This window comes from Pseudomonas fluorescens, assembly GCF_019212185.1.
Classification (GTDB): Bacteria; Pseudomonadota; Gammaproteobacteria; order Pseudomonadales; family Pseudomonadaceae; genus Aquipseudomonas.
Genome location: NZ_CP078138.1, coordinates 5,577,463 through 5,596,155, shown reverse-complemented (window position 1 = coordinate 5,596,155; position 18,693 = coordinate 5,577,463). Strand labels below are relative to the sequence as shown.

The following is an 18,693-nucleotide window of genomic DNA, read 5'->3' as shown; positions in this document are numbered from 1 at the left end:
AGTGTCGGGGCCCGTTCTATTGTGCGGTCGGGAAAGTTTATTCGGCGTCCAGGTGCATCGGCGTGATGACCTTGCCATCGCTTTCGGCCTGGCCGAGGTTGGCGTCGATGAAGTACACACGATCATCGGCCAGTTGGCCTTTGTCCACCAGGTAGTCCTTGATACTGCTGGCGCGGTCCTGACCCAATTGGCGCAACAATACGTCACTGGACGCCCAGAATTTGATCACGCCTTCACGCATTTTTGCCGCCCGTTCCTCCTTGCCCAGGTCCTTCCATTCAGCCGGCGGCTGGGCTTTCAGGCGCGTGCGGTAGATGCCTTCAAGTAGCGGGGTTTTCTCGCTTTCCGGGACTTCCAGTAACGAGGCCTGGGCCGGGACCTTGTCGCCGCGCCGTTGGAGGATCTTGTAGTAGTTGTACTGGTATTCACGTTCCAGGCGCTGCTCGGCAATCAGCGGGCCGTCGCTGCTTTGTGCGGCGGTGCCTTCGATTTCCAGGCGCAGGGCAGGGCGTTCCTTGAGGGCATTCGCCAGCTTGACCAGCGCGCCTTCCGCATCCTTGCTCAAGTCACTGGAACCGGGGGCGAAGGCCACGGTGCCGAGATCTTCCGAGCCGCCACCTGCAATCAGGCCACCGATCAGTTTGAACGGCGCTGCCGCTGCCTTGACGATCAGGTTGCGCAAGGTTTGCCAGACGATTGGCATCACACTGAATTGCGGGTTGTTGAGATCACCCGTGACCGGCAATTCAATGGAGATCTTGCCATCCACATCCTTGAGCAAGGCCACCGCAAGCTTCAGCGGCAGGCTGACGGCGTCCGGGCTGTCGACTTTCTCACCCAGCTCAAGTTGCTCCACCACCACCTTGTTTTCAGCCTTGAGCTGGCCTTTGGTGATCAGGTAGTGCAGATCGAGATTGAGCCGGCCTTTGCGGATCCGATAGCCGGCGAACTTGCCGGAATAGGGGGTCAGGGTCGTCAATTCGACCCGCTTGAAGCTGGTGGCGATGTCCAGCGCAGCCATCGGGTCGAATGGATTGACGCTGCCCTTGATGGTCACGGGAGCGTAACGGTCGACCTTACCCTTGACGTCAACGCTGGCGGGTTTTTGCTGGCGACTGTCGATGGTGCCGATCTGGCCGTTGAGTTGCTGGATGGCGGTGGCGAAGTTTGGCGTCAGGCTGAAGTCGGCGAAGTTCGCCGAGCCGTCGTTGATCGCAATCGCGCCAATATGAATGCCCAATGGCTTGTCTTTACCAGCCGCCGGTTGCGTTGTTGCGGTTGTCTTGCTGGCGGAATCGGCAGGTTGCGGGATCAGCAAATCATCAATGTTGGTGGTGCGGTCATCGTTGATCATGAAGCGCAGGTAGGGCTGTTGCAGGTTTATCCGGTCAATCGACAGGCTGTCGCCATGCTGATAATTCAGTCCTTCGACCATGACCTTCTGCCACTTGAGAAGATCTCGGGACTTCAGTGTGTCGAGCGTGTGCAACTGATCGACCTGGGCCTTGCCGGTGACGGTGAACGCCAGCGGTTCGGTGCTTTTCAGGTTCACGGCCAGGTCGCTGCCGAGCATGCCGGAGCGCAGCTCCAGGAGAATGAACGGACTGATGTACGACTGGGCCACCCGCAGATCGATATCGCGGGTCTGCACGTTGAGTTTGGCGCTGACCGGTGCCAGGTTGACCTCGCCCTCGGCGAGGATCTTGCCCTGCTTGCCCAGGCCGCTGTCGAGCTTGAGGCTGAAAGGCGAACCGTTGAGGCTGTCGAAGTTTTTCAGGTCCAGGTTCAGCGGTCCGAGTTCCAGGGCCACGGCCGGTTTTACCTGGCGGTCAGCCAGGTGCACCTGGTAATTGCGCAGTTCGACGTCCTTGAGCAGCACTTGCCAGGGTTTGCTCGGGGCAGCGGGCTCAGGCTTGGGTGAGTCGGCGGCCGCCGGTGCCGTGGCTGTTTCCTTTTTGGCGGCTGGCTTGGCCGGTTGGCTGGCGAAGAGTTTTTGCCAGTCGAGCTGACCATCTGCTTCGCGGGCGGCCCAGGTTTCAAGTTTCTGGCTGCGGATCTTGCCAACAATCACTTGTTGCTTGGCCAGGTCGAGTGTGGTCTCGCTGACGTCCAGGCGCTCCAGGCGAGCCAGCGGCCGGCCATCCGGGGCCTTGATGGCAAAAGGCGCGATACTCACCGAGGTGTTGTTCAGCAGCAGCTCGGTTTCCTTGCTCAGATTCAGTTTGTAGTCAGTGCTGAGGCTGACGGTGCCGTCTTCAAGCACCAATGGCACCGCGTCGCGGACGTAGGGCCAAAAGGCTTTCATCTTGCCTTCGGTGACCTTCAGGGTGCCTTCCGAGGTAATGGGCAACAGGCTGACTTTACCGCTCCAATCGATCTGACCGCCGTTGGGACCGATGGCCACCAGGTTCATTTCGGCGTTGTCGTCGGGCAGGGTGCTGAGGTTTTTCAGCTCGAAGTTGAGCTTGTCGTATAGAAATTCGATGGGCTCGCTGGGACGCAAATCCTGAAAATGCAGGTTGCCGCCGGCCAGGTTGATGCGATCGATGCGTAGCGGGAACGGCTTGGCCTGCGGATCGGCGGGAGCGGGTTCGCTGGCGGGTAGCTTGAACAGTTGAGTGAGATTGAGGCTGCCGTCCTTGCTGAAGAGGATCTCGGTTTTCGGCTTGTCCAGTTGCACATCGGCCAGGTGCAGGGCGTGGGTCCACAGGCTGTCGATCTGCAGGTCGGCATAGAGACGCTCGAAAGCGACGTGCTCCTTGCCTGGTTCGCCGATATTCAGGCCCCACACCGTGAGTTCCAGGCTGAAGGGATTGAGCTCGATGCGCTGGATGCTCGCCGGCACCGCCGCGTAATTGACCAATTGTTGATTGGCGATCCGCAGGGCGATGCCCGGCAAAATCAGAAAACCCAGCAAGCTGTACAGGGCGAGAGCAGTCAACAAGGCGCCGACGGCGCGAATCAATCCTTTGGACATGTGCGGCTTCATCTATCTGAATCGGAAGTGCCTTGGAGTATGGCACGCGATTCTGGTTCCGAAGCAATGACCTCAATCAGGATTGTTCGGAATCTTCCTACAAGCCTTAGAGCTGCAAAATCAGGGTTTTCAGCGGTGGCTGCTGGTCCATCGAGGGGAAATCAACGGCAGGAGGCAGCGCTTGCCACTCGCGTACCGGGCGACCGGCTTTCTCCGCGCAGCGCAGCACCTGCTCGCGCCAGTCATCCATGCTGACTTTCGCCAGGTTGTTGCAGCAGATCAGCACGCCATTCTCGGCGGTACTCAGCAGGGCCGGTTTCAACAGGCTTTGGTAGTCGCGCAGCAGGTCGACGGTGCCAAATGCACTCTTTGCCCAGGCGGGCGGGTCGAGCAGGACCAGGTCGTACTGACGCTGCTCCAGACGTGGATAGCTCGGCAGCTTTTGCCCGCGGCGCTGGCTGATGGGCAGGCCGGCCAATTGGCGAATGGCCGGGAAGTAGTCGGACTGCACGAATTGCATTTCCGGCAACTGCGGATTGAGCTGGCCATTTTCCCGGCCGACTGCCAGGTTACCCTCGGCAAAGTCCAGATTGCACACTTCCCGCGCGCCACCGGCCGCGGCACTGAGGCCGACGCCACAGGTGTAGGCAAACAGGTTGAGCACGCTCTTGTTCTTGCTGTGCGCCTTGACCCAGCCACGGGCGTTGCGCAGGTCGAGGAACAACAGCGGATCCTGCCCGGCGTGGCGGCCGCGGACCCGGTAGTTCAGGCCCCACTCATGGCCCACCAGATCGGCGAGCGCGGCATCATCAGCGCGGTACACGCTGTCTTCACGGTCGATGCGCGAGTTGCCCCGGGAACGGTCGTTGTAGACCAGTAAAGTGTCCAGTTGCAGGTGTTGATTGATGCTGGCGTGCAGCGCCAGCAGGTCTTCGCGCTGCAGCGTCTGGTGGAAGCTCTGTACCAGCAATTGCGGGCCGTAACGGTCGACGGTCAGGCCGCCGGCACCTTCCTGGCTGCCATGAAACAGGCGATAGCAGTCGGTGCCCTGCTGGTGCAGCTCGGCAAGCAGGTCCTGGCGATGATCGAGTGCGGCGCGCAGCGCCTGGTTCAAGGAAGACATGGTGCGCGCCTTGCTGGGAATTTGGCGCGCGAGTTTAACAGGATTGCGCACAGATTCATTTCAACAAACCCATCCGGCGCCTGGCCCGCTGCACCGAACCATTGCGCACCGCCCAGCGCAGCATCGGAGTGCTGCGCCTGACGCTGGCGCGTATCAGTTGGCGTTGCAACGCGCTCTGGCTGACGTCAAGCATGGCACTGGCCCAGTCGGGCAGCAGGTCGATACCGGCCTGCATCATCAAGCTGCCAAAAGGTTTGGCCAGGCGACTGGGAGCGGGTGCATTCAGCAGCAGGCGCAGCACCTCGCGACTACGTTCGTCACACAGCAGTTGTGGGCGAATTCGCTCAAGGTAATCAGCAATTTCCTGGCGCGAGCGAGGCACTTCGCGGGCGCCCAGGCGTTCGGCGATCAGGGCGATCTCCGCGTAGTAACGGTCCTGGTCGCTGGGCGCGAGGTGCGGGTTGCGGTAGCGCAGATGGGCCGCCAGAAAGCTGCTGACTTCGGCCACATGGACCCAGGTCAGCAAGTCCGGGTCGCTGGCGGCGTAGGTGCGGCCGTCGGGTGCGGTGCCGACCACCTGCAGATGGATAGTGCGGACTTTTTCGATCAGCCAGTCGGCATCCTGGCGTGAGCCGAAGGTGGTGCCGGAAATGAATTGTCCGGTGCGGCGCAGGCGTCCAAGCATGTCCTGGCGAAAGTTCGAATGATCCCAGACCCCGGCCAGCGCCAGCGGGTGCAGGGCTTGCAGCATCAGGGCGCTGATGCCGCCGATTAACATGCTGCTGAAATCGCCATGGACTTGCCAACTGATCGAGTCGGGGCCGAACAGCCCGGGATCGCCCTTGGGGTTTTCCAGATCGAGCTTGCCCAGGGACAGGCCGGTCAGGCTCATGATCTGGGTTTCTATGCGGGTACGAATGAATTCCATGACAACTCGATAGCGACAACAGGCGTCATGGCGCGGTGTCTGGCCGCGCCGGTTTACAGGTTCAGGCGCTTGTCGATCAGATCCTCGACCACGCTGGGATCAGCCAGGGTCGAGGTATCGCCGAGGCTGTCCAGCTCATTACAGGCAATCTTGCGCAGAATGCGTCGCATGATCTTGCCTGAGCGGGTTTTCGGCAAGGCTGGCGTCCACTGGATTAAATCCGGCTTGGCGAAGCTGCCGATTTCCTTACTGACCAGTGCCAGCAATTGTTGCTTCAGGGGCTCATCGGGCTCGACGCCATTCATGGGGGTGACGAAGGCATAGATACCCTGGCCCTTGACGTCGTGGGGGTAACCGACCACGGCGGCCTCGGCGATGCTGTCATGCAGCACCAGTGCGCTTTCGACCTCGGCAGTTCCGATGCGGTGCCCGGAAACATTCATCACGTCGTCGATGCGCCCGGTTATCCAGTAATCACCATCCTCGTCGCGGCGTGCACCGTCTCCGGTGAAATAATACCCAGGGTAGAGTTTGAAGTAGGTGTCGACCATCCGTTGCGGATCACCGTAGACCGTGCGGATCTGCGCCGGCCAACTGGCTTTGATCGCCAGTACGCCGCTGCCCGGTCCGCTGATTTCCTTGCCTTGTTCATCGAGCAGCACCGGTTGCACGCCGAACATGGGCCGGGTCGCGCAGCCGGGCTTGATCCGTTGCGCGCTGACCAACGGGCTGATCATGATGCCGCCGGTTTCGGTTTGCCACCAGGTATCGACGATGGGGCAGCGCTGCTCGCCCACCACATTGAAATACCACTCCCAGGCTTCCGGATTGATCGGCTCGCCGACACTGCCCAATAGCCGCAGGCTGCTGCGTGAACTGTTCTGCAAGGGCGCGGCGCCTTCACGCATCAATGCGCGTAATGCAGTCGGGGCGGTGTAGAAGATGTTGACCTGATGCTTGTCGATTACTTGCCAGAAGCGTGAACTGCTGGGGTAGTTAGGCACGCCTTCGAAGATCAGCGTGGTGGCGCCGTTGGCCAGGGGACCGTAGACGATATAGCTGTGACCGGTGACCCAGCCGACGTCGGCGGTGCACCAGAACACTTCACCGTCACGGTAGTCGAGCACGTACTTGAACGTCATCGCCGCCTGCAGCAAGTAGCCCGCAGTGGTGTGCAACACGCCCTTGGGTTTGCCGGTGCTGCCGGAGGTGTAGAGGATAAACAGCGGGTCTTCGGCGTCCATCGGCTCTGGCGGACACTGGGCACTGGCTGCCGCAGTGGCCTGGTGATAACAGAGGTCGCGGCCCTCGACCCGGTTGATCTCGGCCTGGGTGCGCTGGACGACCAGAACGGTGCTGACCGCAGGGCAACTGAGCAGTGCCTGGTCGACGTTATGCTTGAGCGGGATTTTTTTGCCGCCGCGTACCCCTTCATCGGCGGTGATCACGGTGCGGCAATCGGCATCGAGGATGCGGTCGCGCAGGGAATCCGGGGAAAACCCGCCAAACACCACCGAATGCACGGCGCCAATGCGCGAGCAGGCCAGCATGGCGTAGGCGGCTTCGGCAATCATCGGCATGTAGATGCAGACCCGGTCGCCTTTTTTCACCCCACGGCTTTTCAGCACGTTGGCCAGGCGGCAGACGTGATCATGCAACTGTTGATAAGTGATAGGCAGTGAGTCGGCGGGATCGTCGCCTTCCCAGATGATTGCGGTCTGGGTTGCGCGTTGCGGGAGGTGGCGGTCGATGCAGTTGTAGCTGACGTTGAGCTTTGCGCCGGAGAACCAACTGGCTTCGCCGGTCTTCAGGTTGTAGCGCTGGACGGTTTGCCAGGGGGTACTGAAGTCTATGAAACGATTGGCCTGTTCGGCCCAGAACTGACTGGGGTGTTCGATGGATTCGCGGTACAGACGCCGATAGTCGTCCTGGCTCAGTTGTGCGGCCCGGCGTACGGCGTCGGCTTTGGGGAATGTGCTGATATCGAACATGACGGCTCCTGGTTAGCAGGGTGGTTGCAGGAGCTGGCGCCATCGCCAGCTCCTGAAACTCGCTACAGGACTACCGTCAAATCAACCGCGGTGACGCCCGCGGAAGTAGTTGATCAGGCCCTGGGTGGATGCGTCGTCGGCCGGTGCTTCTTCGCTGCCGACAAGGCGATTGTAGACGCCTTTGCCCAGTTCCTTGCCCAACTCCACGCCCCACTGGTCGAAGGCGTTGATGCCCCAGACCACGCTCTGCACGAAGACTTTGTGTTCGTACAGCGCAACCAGTGCGCCGAGGCGACGCGGGCTGATGCGTTCGACGACCAGGGTGTTGCTCGGACGGTTGCCCGGAATCACTTTGTGCGCCGCCAGCTTCTGCACCTGCTCTTCCGACATGCCCTTGTCGCGCAGTTCGGTCTCTGCTTCGCTGAGGGTTTTGCCCAGCATCAGCGCCTGGCTTTGTGACAGGCAGTTGGCGTACAGCCACTGGTGGTGGTCGGAAACCGGATTGAAGCTGACGATCGGCACGATAAAATCGGCCGGGATCAGTTGGGTGCCCTGGTGCAGCAGTTGGTGATACGCATGCTGGCCGTTGCAACCCACGCCACCCCAGATCACCGGACCGGTGTCGGTGGACACTGGGGTACCGTCCTGGCGCACGCTCTTGCCGTTGGATTCCATGTCCAGTTGTTGCAAGTGCTTGGTGATGTTACGCAGGTAATGGTCGTACGGCAGGATCGCGTGACTTTGCGCGCCCCAGAAGTTGCCGTACCACACGCCGAGAAGGGCCAGCAGCACCGGCATGTTCTGCTCGAAAGGGGCGCTCTGGAAGTGCTGGTCCATGGTGTAGGCACCCGACAGCAGTTCCTTGAAGTTGGACATGCCGATGGCCAGGGCAATTGGCAGGCCGATGGCTGACCACAGTGAGTAGCGGCCGCCGACCCAGTCCCACATCGGGAAAATGTTCTCTTCGCGGATACCGAAGGCAACTGCCGCGGCATTGTTGCTCGACACCGCAATGAAGTGGCGATACAGCTCCGCTTCCGAGCCACCCTGGGCCAGGTACCAGGCGCGAGCGGCCTGGGCATTCTTCAGGGTTTCCAGGGTGTTGAAGGATTTCGACGAGACGATGAACAGTGTGGTCTCGGCGCGCAGTTTCATGGTCAGCTCGTGGAACTCACTGCCATCGATGTTCGCCAGGTAATGGCAGCGCACGCCCTTCTGGGCGTAGGACAGCAGCGCTTCGGAAACCAGTTCAGGGCCGAGGAACGAACCGCCGATGCCGATGTTCACCACATCGGTAATAGGTTTTTCGGTGTAGCCACGCCACAGGCCGTCATGGATGCGGCCGACCAGGTCAGTGATCTGGTTCAACACTTTGTGCACGTCCGGCATCACGTTGACGCCATTAACCTGCAGCTTGTCGCCCACCGGGCGGCGCAGGGCGGTATGCAGGGCCGGGCGGCCTTCGGAGGCGTTGACGATTTCGCCGCTGAACAGCGCCTTGATTGCATCCTTCAGCCCGACTTCATTCGCCAGGCCCACCAGCAGGTTGCGAGTTTCAGCGCTGATCAGGTTTTTCGAATAGTCCAGGAACAGACCACAGCTGCTTAGGGTGAATTGGTTGAAACGCTGCGGGTCGGCATTGAACGCTTCGCGCATGCTGAAATCCTGCATGGCTTGGCGGTGATCATTCAGCGCCTGCCAGGCTGGCAGAGCGGTAACGTCTTGAGGGGTGCGGTAGTACGCCATCGCTGCGGGTTTCCTTACTTGAACGGCCTTTTGAACACAAAAATCCCGGAGCGCCATGGTGGGCATTCCGGTCTGCTGCGCCGACACACTTTCATTGCGCAGGGCGAATACAGTAAACCCCGCGCAATGATCTGTCTTGACTTTGTCTGACCCGTTTCCGGCTCTTTTTTAACGTTGAAGTTAGAAATAGCCCGACGAACGGAAGAGTCAGGGTGGGATCAGGCGACCTGCACCGGAATGGCGTTGCTGGTATGGCTCAGCTCGTTACCCGGTGCCATGTACAGCATGCGGGGTTTGAAGTTGAGCAACTCGGCTTCGCTGTAGTGCGCGTAGGCACAAATGATCACGCGGTCACCAACCTTGGCCTTGTGGGCGGCGGCTCCGTTGACCGAGATCATGCGCGAGCCTTCTTCGCCACGAATGGCATAGGTGGTGAAGCGCTCGCCGTTGTCGACGTTATAAATCTGGATCTGTTCGTATTCACGGATCCCGGACAAGTCCAGCCATTCGCCGTCGATGGCGCAGGAGCCTTCATAGTCGAGCACGGCGTGAGTGACTTCGGCGCGGTGCAGCTTGGCTTTGAGCATGATGGCGTGCATGAGTGTTTTCCCTGGTCGAAATCGAGCGGCGGGCAGTGTGCCCGAAGGTCAGGGAGGCGGCAATATGGCGCAGGTGCGATCGATTGAGGGCGGCAAACTTCAAGGGGGAGCGAGGCTCCCCCATGGAGCCGGAGCTGATCAGGCCGAGGTGTCGAGATTCAGGTGCAGGTTGTCGATCAACCGCGTAGTACCGAGGAACGCGGCCACCAGAATCACCAGATCACGATCCTGCGCGGTTGCCGGGCGCAGGGTCCGTGCGTGGCGCACTTCCAGATAGTCAGGGCGCAGGCCCGCGCCTTCCAGAAGTTGCAACTGCTCGTTGATCAGCGAAGGGAAGTCGCGTGATCCCTGGCGGATGGACTCGGCAATGTTGCTCAGGGTGCGATACACCACTGGCGCAACCGCCCGTTGTTCTTCATCGAGGAAGCCATTGCGTGACGACAAGGCGAGGCCATCGGCGGCGCGCACAGTCGGTTCACCGATGATCTGGATCGGCATGTTCAGGTCATGCACCAGGGCGCGGATGACGGCCAATTGCTGGAAGTCTTTCTGGCCGAACACGGCCAGATCAGGCTGAACCATATTGAACAGCTTGCTGACCACGGTCGCCACGCCTTCGAAGTGCCCAGGGCGACTGGCGCCGCACAGGCCTTCGGACAAGTGCGGAACGCTGACGCGGGTCTGGCCGGCCATGCCATCGGGATACATCTCCTCGGCACTCGGTGCGAACAGCAAGTGGCAACCGGCTTGCAGGAGTTTTTCCTGATCCGCCGCCAGGGTCCGAGGGTACTTGTCCAGGTCTTCGCCGGCGCCAAACTGCAGCGGATTGACGAAAATACTCGCGACCACGAAGTCCACCCGTTGGGCGGCCTTGGTCACCAGGGCCATATGGCCGCTGTGCAGGTTGCCCATGGTCGGCACGAAGCCGATGCGCTTGCCTTCGCTGCGGGCGCGGGCTACCGCTGCGCGCAGTTCGCGTACGGTCTTTACGGTGTTCATGCGGAAAATCCGTGTTCAGCACCCGGGAAGGTCACCGCTTTGACTTCGCTGACATAAGCGCTCAAAGCCGCTTGCACGCTTTCCTGGCCAGCCATGAAGTTCTTCACGAACTTGGGGGCGCGACCGGTCAGGGACAGACCGAGCATATCGTGCAGGACCAGCACCTGGCCGTCGGTGGCATTACCGGCACCGATACCAATCACCGGGATCTTTACTGCCTGGGTGATTTCATGGGCCAGTTCGCTCGGAACGCACTCGAGCAGCAACATTGCGGCGCCGGCCTGCTCCAGGGCGATAGCATCGGCGCGCATCTGGCGTGCCTGGTTTTCATTGCGGCCCTGAACTTTGTAGCCGCCCAGAATATTCACCGCCTGAGGCGTCAGGCCCATGTGGGCGCAGACCGGCACGCCGCGTTCGGCCAGCAGGCGAATCGACTCGGCCAGCCACAGTGCGCCTTCAACCTTGACCATGTGTGCGCCTGCCTGCATCAGGGTCGCGCTGTTGATCAGGGTTTGTTCGACGGTGGCATTGGCCATGAATGGCAGGTCGGCGAGGATCAGGGCGTCGCTGTTACCGCGTTTGACGCAGGCGACGTGATACGCCATCTCGGCGGTGGTGACCGGCAGGGTACTGTCATGACCTTGCAGCACCATGCCCAGGGAATCGCCCACCAGTAACACTTCAACACCGGCCTCATTGCAGGCGTGGGCAAAAGTGGCGTCGTAGCAGGTCAGCATGGTGATTTTTTCACCTTTCTGCTTGAGGGTCTGCAGGGTGGTGAGAGTAATAGCTGGCATGAAATGGTTCCTCGTTCAGGCGCTTGGAAAACTACTGCGAGTAACGCGCGTGATTCTTCATTTACTCAGGCGCACGTTCTTTTGTCGTGCTTGAAAAGCCTGGATTGCGCCCTTTGGTGCCGTGTTGGCGGCAGCGGGACGCCTATAGTCGTGAGGAGAACTCGGGAAGTCAATTGGATGTGTTACCGCCAGGTGACAGCGAAGGTGTTACCGGCGTTACTGATGCGATTCAGCAGGGCGAAGGGGACCACGGCCTCGGTGGCCGGGCCCTTTTAAACCGCTGGCAAGCGTTCCAACCCGACGAACGGGCATGCGTTCAGCAGGTCGCGTAACAGTCGCCCGTCAGCCAGTTGCAGTTCCGCAGGGGCCAGTTCGGCCAGGGGGTAGAGCACGAACGCGCGTTCCTGCATGTGGTAATGCGGGACCTTGAGGCGAGGTTCATCGATGAGTTGGTCGCCGAACAGCAGGATATCCAGGTCCAGCGTGCGTGGACCCCAGCGCTCAAGGCGTTCGCGGCCCTGGTCGTTTTCAATGGCCTGCAGCGCGTCGAGCAACTCCAGCGGCGCCAGAGCGCTGTCCAGGGCTGCAACGGCGTTGGTGTAGCGGGGCTGGCCCGGCAGCAGGGAGTCGCTCTGGTAGAACGCCGAGACGCCGATCAGGGTGGTGCGAGGCAACTGCGCCAACGCGCCGACGGCGTTGCGCAGTTGCTCAGCGGGGGCTGCCAGGTTGCTGCCCATGCCGATGTAGATACGTTCCATGAACTTATTCGCCCGACGCGCTCGGTGCCCCGGCGGCACGTTTACGTTTGGCGCCACTGGTACGACGACGTTTGCGTGGCCCGCCGCCAGCACCGTCTTCCTTGCCGCTGAGGTCGCGAATCATGTCGCGGCGTTCGCTGTCGTTGGCGTCCTGATAGTCGGTCCACCACTCGCCCAGGCCATCAGTCTGTTCGCCAGCGCTTTCACGCAGCAGCAGGAAGTCGTAGCCGGCACGGAAGCGCGGGTTGTCCAGCAACAGGTCGGCGCGTTTGCCGCTGCGGCGCGGCAGGCGCTCCTGCATGTCCCAGATCTCGCGGATCGGCATGGTGAAGCGCTTGGGAATGGCGATTCGTTGGCACTGTTCGGCGATCAACTCGTGAGCGGCTTCCTGCATGGCTGGGATCGGTGGCATGCCACGATCCTGCAAACGCAAAACCCGGGCTGGCAGCGCCGGCCACAGCAGGGCGGCGAACAGGAACGCCGGGGTCACCGGCTTGTTCTGCTTGATCCGCAGGTCGGTGTTGATCAGTGCTTCGCTGATCAGGGTGTGGGTGTAGGTCGGGTTGTGTTCCAGTGCTTCGGCGCTGGCCGGGAACAGCGGATCGAACAGTTGCAAGTCGACCAGCATTTCGAAAGTGTCGGCGGCATGCCCGGAAAGGAACAGCTTCAACACTTCTTCGAACAGACGAGCGGCAGGAATTTCCCGCAACATGGGCGCCAGGTCGCGGATCGGCGCGGCGGTGTGCTTTTCGATGCCGAAGTTCAGCTTGGCAGCGAAACGCACGGCACGCAGCATCCGCACCGGGTCTTCCTGGTAACGCTGGGTCGGATCGCCAATCAGGCGGATCAGGTGATTGCGGATGTCGTGCACGCCATTGGCGTAATCGAGAATGCGTTCGCTGACCGGATCGTAATACAACGCATTAATGGTGAAGTCGCGGCGTTGCGCGTCCTCTTCCAGGGTGCCGTAGACGTTGTCGCGCAGAATACGCCCGCTTTCGTTACGCGAGGACTGGTTGCTGTCTTCCTCTTCGTCGTTTTGCGGGTGATTGGCACGGAAGGTCGCGACTTCGATGATTTCGCGACCAAAATGGATGTGGACCAATTTAAAGCGTCGGCCAATGATTCGCGCATTGCGAAACTCGGCGCGAACCTGTTCCGGCGTGGCGCTGGTGGCTACGTCGAAATCCTTGGGCGTGATGTTGAGCAACATGTCGCGCACGCATCCGCCGACCAGGTAGGCCTGGTAACCGGCGTTCTGCAGGCGTTCGACGATGTTGACCGCATAACGGCTGAACTGGGCCCGCTGCAGCGAATGTTGGCCGCTGTTGAGCACTTCAGGCGTGCTGCGAATGTGTTGCGTACGACGCGCGGGAGAACGGAATGACTGGAACAGCTTCTTCAGCATGGGATGCACTGTTTGAAGGAATGTTCGGCCAAAACGAAGAATGACCGCATGATGGGCGGGGATTCTAGCATTTAGTCGAGGGATGGTGTAGGAGCAAGCTGCAAGCGCCAGGTTTCGAGCTTTGAGCGGAGGGGGGAGACCGGAATTGTAGGTAAACCGCAGAAACTACAAGGGGAGCCGAAGCTCCCCCAGAAGTAGTTGCGTGCTCTATTTTTATTATGGTTTCGGGCTTCTTGTTTTTGTGTAACGCCCATGTCACGAGGTTTTCCCTTCATGACCCTCCCAATCGGGAGCCAAGAGCAAACGGATTGCTTTGATCGCTGTGTTGCAATGATCTCTCGATCCAACCAGTTCAGGCGCTGCCTTAGGGCAGTTTTTGTTGTTCTCGGCCTGGTCGCGGGGCAAGCCCCAAATACAACGCTTCTCCAAAAGAATCAGTTAGCTGCGCCTCTCGCCGTCTTGTTTTTATTGTGCGTGAGTCGATTCGTCTTATTTTTATTGTCTTGTACGTTGCTTGTTATTGTTCTTGTACCAAACACATAGCAGAAGCCGTGCCAACTTTTTCGATCCCCAGTAAAACAGGGGGTTAGGCGGGGTGGGCGGCTTTTTTAGGGCAAAAAAAAGCCGGGGTTTCGTTACCGTAAACCCCGGCTTTTGTTACGGAAAAAAACTGCGGTAACAGTTTTTTCACCATTTCAGCTGTTACCCACACATTTGGCAGGTAACGTTCAGCTTTCGCTCGTAACCCCGGTCTTTCGCCGAGGAATGCCCAGACGCTGACGGCGTTCCCATAGGCACTTGCGACTGACGCCCAGCTTGCGGGCAAGCTCGGTTTCGGTCATGTGATCCTGATGTTCGAGGACGAAATGCTGGAAGTAGTCTTCCAGGGAAAGGTCTTCGGTCGGTTCGTGGCTGGCATTGCTGGTGCTGCCCTGTTGCGGGGCCAGGCCGATGAATTCGTCTTCTTCCAGGTCACTGAGTTCGATGTCGATACCCAGCAGGTCGGCGGAAATTTCCGGGCTCTCGGAGAGAATTACGGCACGCTCGACGGCGTTTTCCAGTTCGCGCACGTTACCCGGCCAACTGTAGTGACGGATTGCCTGCTCGGCATCGGGGGCGAACTTCAGGTCGGTGCGATTGATTCGTGCGCTCTGACGAGCGAGGAAGGCGTTGGCGATCTCGTTGACGTCCGCGCCGCGCTCACGCAAGGCTGGAAGCTTGAGGGCGATCACGTGCAGGCGATAATACAAGTCTTCACGGAACTGGCCGATTTTTGCCAGGCTCTTCAAGTCACGGTGGGTCGCAGCGATCAGGCGCACGTCGACCTTTTGCGACTGCACCGAACCCACGCGACGGATTTCGCCTTCCTGGAGTACGCGCAGCAGTCGGGCCTGGGCCTCGAGTGGCAGCTCGCCAATTTCGTCAAGGAACAGCGTGCCTCCATCCGCCGCTTCCACCAGTCCGGCGCGGCCAGCACTGGCGCCGGTAAATGCGCCTTTTTCGTGGCCGAACAGCTCCGACTCGATCAGACTTTCCGGGATCGCCGCACAGTTCACCGAAATCATCGGCGCCTTGGCGCGTCGCGACAGATTATGCAGCGCGCGGGCTACCAGCTCTTTACCGGTGCCGGACTCGCCCTGCACCAGCACATTGGAGTCGGTGGGCGCGACTTTACGAATTTTGCCGTACAGGTCCTGCATCGGCGGGCAAGAGCCGATGATGCCGATTTCGCCATTGCTGTTATCGACCCCTGGTTTGTCACTGCCATTGCTCGCCTTGCCGGCGGGACGTTCGCTGGCCACGCTTTGCGCCGTTTGTCGGTCGCGCAGGATTCGCGCAACGGCCTGGAGCATTTCGTCGTGGTCAAAGGGTTTGGCGATGTAGTCCACCGCGCCCATTTTCATCGAGTCGACCGCCGAGCGCAGGCTGGCATAGCTGGTCATGATCAGCACCGGCGTGCCCTGGCTCAGCTTGATCAGTTCGGTTCCCGGTGCGCCGGGCAGGCGCAGGTCACTGACAATCAGGTCGAACGTTGGAATGCTGAAGCGTTCTTGTGCTTCCTGCACTGAACCGGCTTCGCTGACCTGGTACTGGTTGCGTTCCAGCAGGCGGCGCAAGGCGGAGCGGATAATGGTTTCGTCTTCGACGATCAAAATGTGCGGCATTGATTCAATTCTCTCGACGGTCTCAGTTCACAGCGGACGTCGCTTCGACATGACGCGGTAAGGTCACCCGGATACGGGTGCCGCGTTGGCTTTGAATGTCAGCCGGGCTGTCGATGGTGATTTGTCCATAATGCTCTTCAACGATGGAATAGACCAGTGCAAGGCCCAGACCGGTGCCTTCGCCAGGATCCTTGGTGGTGAAGAAGGGTTCGAACAATCGGTCCATGATGCTCGAGGGGATGCCGCTGCCTTCGTCTTCGACGATCAGATCGATCGTGTGTTCGCTGGCTTCGCTTTTTACCCGTACCGCACTGCCGGCTGGCGATGCGTCGCGGGCGTTGGACAGCAGGTTGATCAGCACTTGGGCCAGACGCTGTGGGTCGCCATCGACCCAATGCTCGGGATCGCACAGGTTATAGAATTGCACTTCGAAATTGCGTCGGTTCAGGGCCAGCAGGCCAATCGCGTCCTGGGCTACCTCAGCCAGGCACACCGGTTCGTCGTTGTGCTGGTGGCTGCCTGCGTGGGCGAAACTCATCAACGATTGCACGATGCGTGACACGCGTTTGGTCTGCTCAAGAATCTGCCCGCTGATTTCGGTCAGCTCGCCGTCGTCCTCGCGCTCTTCGCGCAGGTTTTGCGCCAGACAGGCGATGCCGGTAATCGGGTTGCCAATTTCGTGAGCCACCCCGGCGGCCAGGCGCCCAATACTCGCCAAGCGCTCGGAGTGCACCAGCTTGTCTTCGAGCATCTGGGTTTCGGTCAGGTCCTCCACCAGCAGGACCAGGCCGCTATTGCCCGGGGCCAGCGGTTCGTCAATGGCTGCCTTGTGCAGGTTGAGCCAGCGGGTCTGGCCTTCGAGGGTCAGGTGCTGTTTGTGCAAGTGTTCATCGGGCAGATTAATGAAGCCTTGCAGTAATTCCTTCCATGGCTCGCCCAGAGTGCTCAGGCGCGAGCCGACCACGCGCTGTGCGGCGATACCGGTCAGTTCCTCCATGGCTTTGTTCCACATCAGGATCTCCTGATCCTTGGCCAGGGAACAGACACCCATCGGCAGTTCCTGCAGGGTCTGGCGGTGGTATCGGCGCAGGGCGTCGAGTTCAGCGGCCAGGCCGGTCAGGCGCGAGTGATAGTCCTCGAGACGGCTTTCGATGAAGTGAATGTCTTCAGTGACGTAGTTTTCGCCGCCGGCCTTGTACGGCAGGAAGGTTTCGACCATGTCCTGGGCGACACTGGGGCCCATCAGGCCGGAGAGGTTGGCTTCGATCCGGTCGCGCAGGCGGCGCAAGGCGTAAGGACGGCGCTCATCGAACGGCAGGTAGAGATCGCGCAGTGCCTGCTCCACTTCTTTTTGCGCCGCCTTTGCGCCCAGTGGTTTTGCCAGCTGTGTGGCGAACTCCTGAGGCGAGGCGGCATGCAGTTCGCGTCGTTGCGGACGGCGCACGTTATCCACCGCGCACGCCTCGGCCGCGCTGGCTTCTTCACTGCTGGCGTTGGTGAACAGCGAGATCAGGGTGAACATCAGCACGTTGGCCGCCAGCGAGGCGATGGCCGCCATGTGCCAACTGGTGTCGTCGAGCACGTAGATCATGTTCAGCAGCGGAATATAGAAGCCTTGCAGATTGCCCACCAGCGGCAACAGCATGGTCACCAGCCAGACCAGGATCCCCGCCAGCAAGCCCGCAATGAAGCCGCGGCGGTTAGCTGTCGGCCAATACAGCACGGACAGCACCCCCGGCAGGAATTGCAGGGTCGCGACAAAGGCGACGATGCCGAGGTTGGCCAGGTCCTGTTCGGCGCCGAGCATCAGGTAGAAGCCGTAGCCAGCCATGATGATCGCGACGATCAGCGCTCGACGGGTCCATTTCAGCCAGCGGTAGATGTTGCCTTCGGCGGGTGGCTGGTACAGCGGCAGGACCAGATGGTTCAAGGCCATTCCGGACAGCGCCAGAGTGGTGACGATGATCAGGCCGCTGGCCGCAGACAAGCCGCCGATGTAGGCCAGCAAGGCCAGGGCCTTACTGTTGGCGGCAATGCCGATGCCGAGGGTGAAGTATTCGGGGTTGGTGCTGGCGCCCAGTTTCAGACCGGCCCAGAGAATCAGCGGAACCGCCAGACTCATTAGCAGAAGGAACAGCGGCAGGCCCCAGCTTGCACTGACGAGGGAGCGCGGATTGAGGTTTTCGGTGAAGGTCATGTGATACATGTGCGGCATCACGATGGCCGAGGCGAAGAACACCAGCAACAAGGTGCGCCATGGACCTTCCTGCAGTGGCGTGTGCAGGGCGGCGAGGGCGGTCTGGTTCTGCAGCAGCCAGAGTTCCAGCTGTTGCGGGCCGTCGAATACGCCATACAGGGCATACAGGCCGACGCCGCCGATGGCGATCAGCTTGATCACCGATTCAAAGGCAATGGCGAACACCAGCCCTTCGTGTTTTTCCCGTGTCGCAATGTGCCGCGAGCCAAAGAAAATCGTGAACAGGGTGATCAGCGCGCAGAAGCTCAGGGCCACCCGATGCTGGACCGGTTCGCGGGTCAGGATGCCGATCGAATCGGCCACGGCCTGGATCTGCAGCGCCAGCAGCGGCAAGACGCCGATCAGCATGAAGATGGTGGTCAGTGCGCCGGCCCAGGTGCTGCGAAAGCGAAAGGCAAACAGGTCGGCCAGAGATGAAAGCTGGTAGGTCCGGGTGATCTTCAGGATCGGATACAACAGCACCGGCGCGAGCAGGAAGGCGCCGGACACTCCGAGGTAGCTGGAGAGAAAGCCGTAGCCATATTGATAGGCCAGGCCGACCGTGCCGTAGAACGCCCAGGCGCTGGCGTAGACACCCAGGGACAGGGTGTAGGTCAGCGGGTGGCGAATGATCGCCCGCGGGATCATTCCGCGTTCACTGATCCAGGCGACGCCGAACAGCACCGCCAGGTACGCGGCGCTGATCAGGATCATCTGGGTCAGGCTAAAGCTCATCGGCATCTTTTTGGCTCTGCAGGATGAAGGTCACGACGATCAGGATCAGCCACAGCAGATACGGGCGATACCAGGCGCCAGTGGCGTCGATCCACCAGTCCATGATGGCGGGGGAGAATAGATAGATCCCCACTACCAGCAGCAGGACCAAGCGATAGATGTACATCCCGGCCTCTCTTTATTGTGTGCGTGCCCGAAAACGTGCGGCGATGGTAACGGATGGGCGCCAAC

Annotated in this window: 13 protein-coding genes; all 13 read right to left on the bottom strand. The window is 60.4% G+C overall.

All coding sequences use genetic code 11. From position 1 onward, the window contains the following. Positions 1 to 37: 37 nt before the first annotated feature. Complete coding sequence (locus KW062_RS25120; RefSeq protein ID WP_105755845.1) at positions 38 to 2,989, bottom strand: DUF748 domain-containing protein; 2,952 nt, start codon at positions 2,987 to 2,989, stop codon at positions 38 to 40. Positions 2,990 to 3,083: 94 nt separating this feature from the next. Then, the gene (locus tag KW062_RS25115; RefSeq protein WP_027617882.1) at positions 3,084 to 4,100 is read right to left on the bottom strand and encodes a class I SAM-dependent rRNA methyltransferase; all 1,017 of its coding nucleotides are present in this window, start codon (positions 4,098 to 4,100) and stop codon (positions 3,084 to 3,086) included. A gap of 55 nt (positions 4,101 to 4,155) precedes the next feature. Further along, complete coding sequence (locus KW062_RS25110) at positions 4,156 to 5,028, bottom strand: oxygenase MpaB family protein (protein ID WP_027617883.1); 873 nt, start codon at positions 5,026 to 5,028, stop codon at positions 4,156 to 4,158. 53 nt (positions 5,029 to 5,081) lie between these two features. After that, a complete protein-coding gene (acs, locus tag KW062_RS25105) occupies positions 5,082 to 7,019 on the bottom strand; it encodes an acetate--CoA ligase (protein WP_105755844.1) in 1,938 nt (645 codons plus the stop codon). A gap of 81 nt (positions 7,020 to 7,100) precedes the next feature. Next, a complete protein-coding gene (gene pgi, locus KW062_RS25100) occupies positions 7,101 to 8,765 on the bottom strand; it encodes a glucose-6-phosphate isomerase (protein WP_027617885.1) in 1,665 nt (554 codons plus the stop codon). Positions 8,766 to 8,983: 218 nt separating this feature from the next. After that, on the bottom strand, positions 8,984 to 9,364 hold the full coding sequence (gene panD, locus KW062_RS25095) for an aspartate 1-decarboxylase (protein ID WP_003228271.1): 381 nt from the start codon (positions 9,362 to 9,364) through the stop codon (positions 8,984 to 8,986). A 138-nt stretch (positions 9,365 to 9,502) separates the two neighbouring features. Further along, positions 9,503 to 10,363, bottom strand: a complete 861-nt coding sequence (panC, locus tag KW062_RS25090; RefSeq protein ID WP_027617886.1) for a pantoate--beta-alanine ligase — start codon at positions 10,361 to 10,363, stop codon at positions 9,503 to 9,505. After that, positions 10,360 to 11,160 (bottom strand): 3-methyl-2-oxobutanoate hydroxymethyltransferase, encoded by an 801-nt coding sequence (panB, locus tag KW062_RS25085; protein WP_105755843.1) that lies wholly within the window; start codon positions 11,158 to 11,160, stop codon positions 10,360 to 10,362. The genes panC and panB overlap by 4 nt, the downstream gene beginning before the upstream one ends. 272 nt (positions 11,161 to 11,432) lie before the next feature. Next, a complete protein-coding gene (gene folK, locus KW062_RS25080; protein ID WP_027617888.1) occupies positions 11,433 to 11,918 on the bottom strand; it encodes a 2-amino-4-hydroxy-6-hydroxymethyldihydropteridine diphosphokinase in 486 nt (161 codons plus the stop codon). A 4-nt stretch (positions 11,919 to 11,922) separates the two neighbouring features. Then, a complete protein-coding gene (locus KW062_RS25075) occupies positions 11,923 to 13,326 on the bottom strand; it encodes a polynucleotide adenylyltransferase PcnB (RefSeq protein WP_027617889.1) in 1,404 nt (467 codons plus the stop codon). Between the two features lie 728 nt (positions 13,327 to 14,054). Further along, positions 14,055 to 15,491, bottom strand: a complete 1,437-nt coding sequence (locus tag KW062_RS25070; RefSeq protein ID WP_027617890.1) for a sigma-54-dependent transcriptional regulator — start codon at positions 15,489 to 15,491, stop codon at positions 14,055 to 14,057. A gap of 22 nt (positions 15,492 to 15,513) precedes the next feature. Continuing rightward, positions 15,514 to 18,468 (bottom strand): sensor histidine kinase, encoded by a 2,955-nt coding sequence (locus KW062_RS25065; protein WP_027617891.1) that lies wholly within the window; start codon positions 18,466 to 18,468, stop codon positions 15,514 to 15,516. Then, on the bottom strand, positions 18,452 to 18,628 hold the full coding sequence (locus KW062_RS25060; RefSeq protein ID WP_003176118.1) for a hypothetical protein: 177 nt from the start codon (positions 18,626 to 18,628) through the stop codon (positions 18,452 to 18,454). Before KW062_RS25060 ends, KW062_RS25065 begins: the two co-directional genes overlap by 17 nt. Positions 18,629 to 18,693: the final 65 nt, after the last annotated feature.

Bases quoted from the DNA above. Each gene is read 5' to 3' on its own strand.
- panB (WP_105755843.1), bottom strand. From the start codon at position 11,160: ATGCCAGCTATTACTCTCACCACCCTGCAGACCCTCAAGCAGAAAGGT.
- KW062_RS25110 (WP_027617883.1), bottom strand. From the start codon at position 5,028: ATGGAATTCATTCGTACCCGCATAGAAACCCAGATCATGAGCCTGACC.
- KW062_RS25070 (WP_027617890.1), bottom strand. From the start codon at position 15,491: ATGCCGCACATTTTGATCGTCGAAGACGAAACCATTATCCGCTCCGCC.
- panC (WP_027617886.1), bottom strand. From the start codon at position 10,363: ATGAACACCGTAAAGACCGTACGCGAACTGCGCGCAGCGGTAGCCCGC.
- pgi (WP_027617885.1), bottom strand. From the start codon at position 8,765: ATGGCGTACTACCGCACCCCTCAAGACGTTACCGCTCTGCCAGCCTGG.
- folK (WP_027617888.1), bottom strand. From the start codon at position 11,918: ATGGAACGTATCTACATCGGCATGGGCAGCAACCTGGCAGCCCCCGCT.
- KW062_RS25115 (WP_027617882.1), bottom strand. From the start codon at position 4,100: ATGTCTTCCTTGAACCAGGCGCTGCGCGCCGCACTCGATCATCGCCAG.
- KW062_RS25120 (WP_105755845.1), bottom strand. From the start codon at position 2,989: ATGAAGCCGCACATGTCCAAAGGATTGATTCGCGCCGTCGGCGCCTTG.
- acs (WP_105755844.1), bottom strand. From the start codon at position 7,019: ATGTTCGATATCAGCACATTCCCCAAAGCCGACGCCGTACGCCGGGCC.
- panD (WP_003228271.1), bottom strand. From the start codon at position 9,364: ATGCACGCCATCATGCTCAAAGCCAAGCTGCACCGCGCCGAAGTCACT.
- KW062_RS25075 (WP_027617889.1), bottom strand. From the start codon at position 13,326: ATGCTGAAGAAGCTGTTCCAGTCATTCCGTTCTCCCGCGCGTCGTACG.
- KW062_RS25060 (WP_003176118.1), bottom strand. From the start codon at position 18,628: ATGTACATCTATCGCTTGGTCCTGCTGCTGGTAGTGGGGATCTATCTA.
- KW062_RS25065 (WP_027617891.1), bottom strand. From the start codon at position 18,468: ATGCCGATGAGCTTTAGCCTGACCCAGATGATCCTGATCAGCGCCGCG.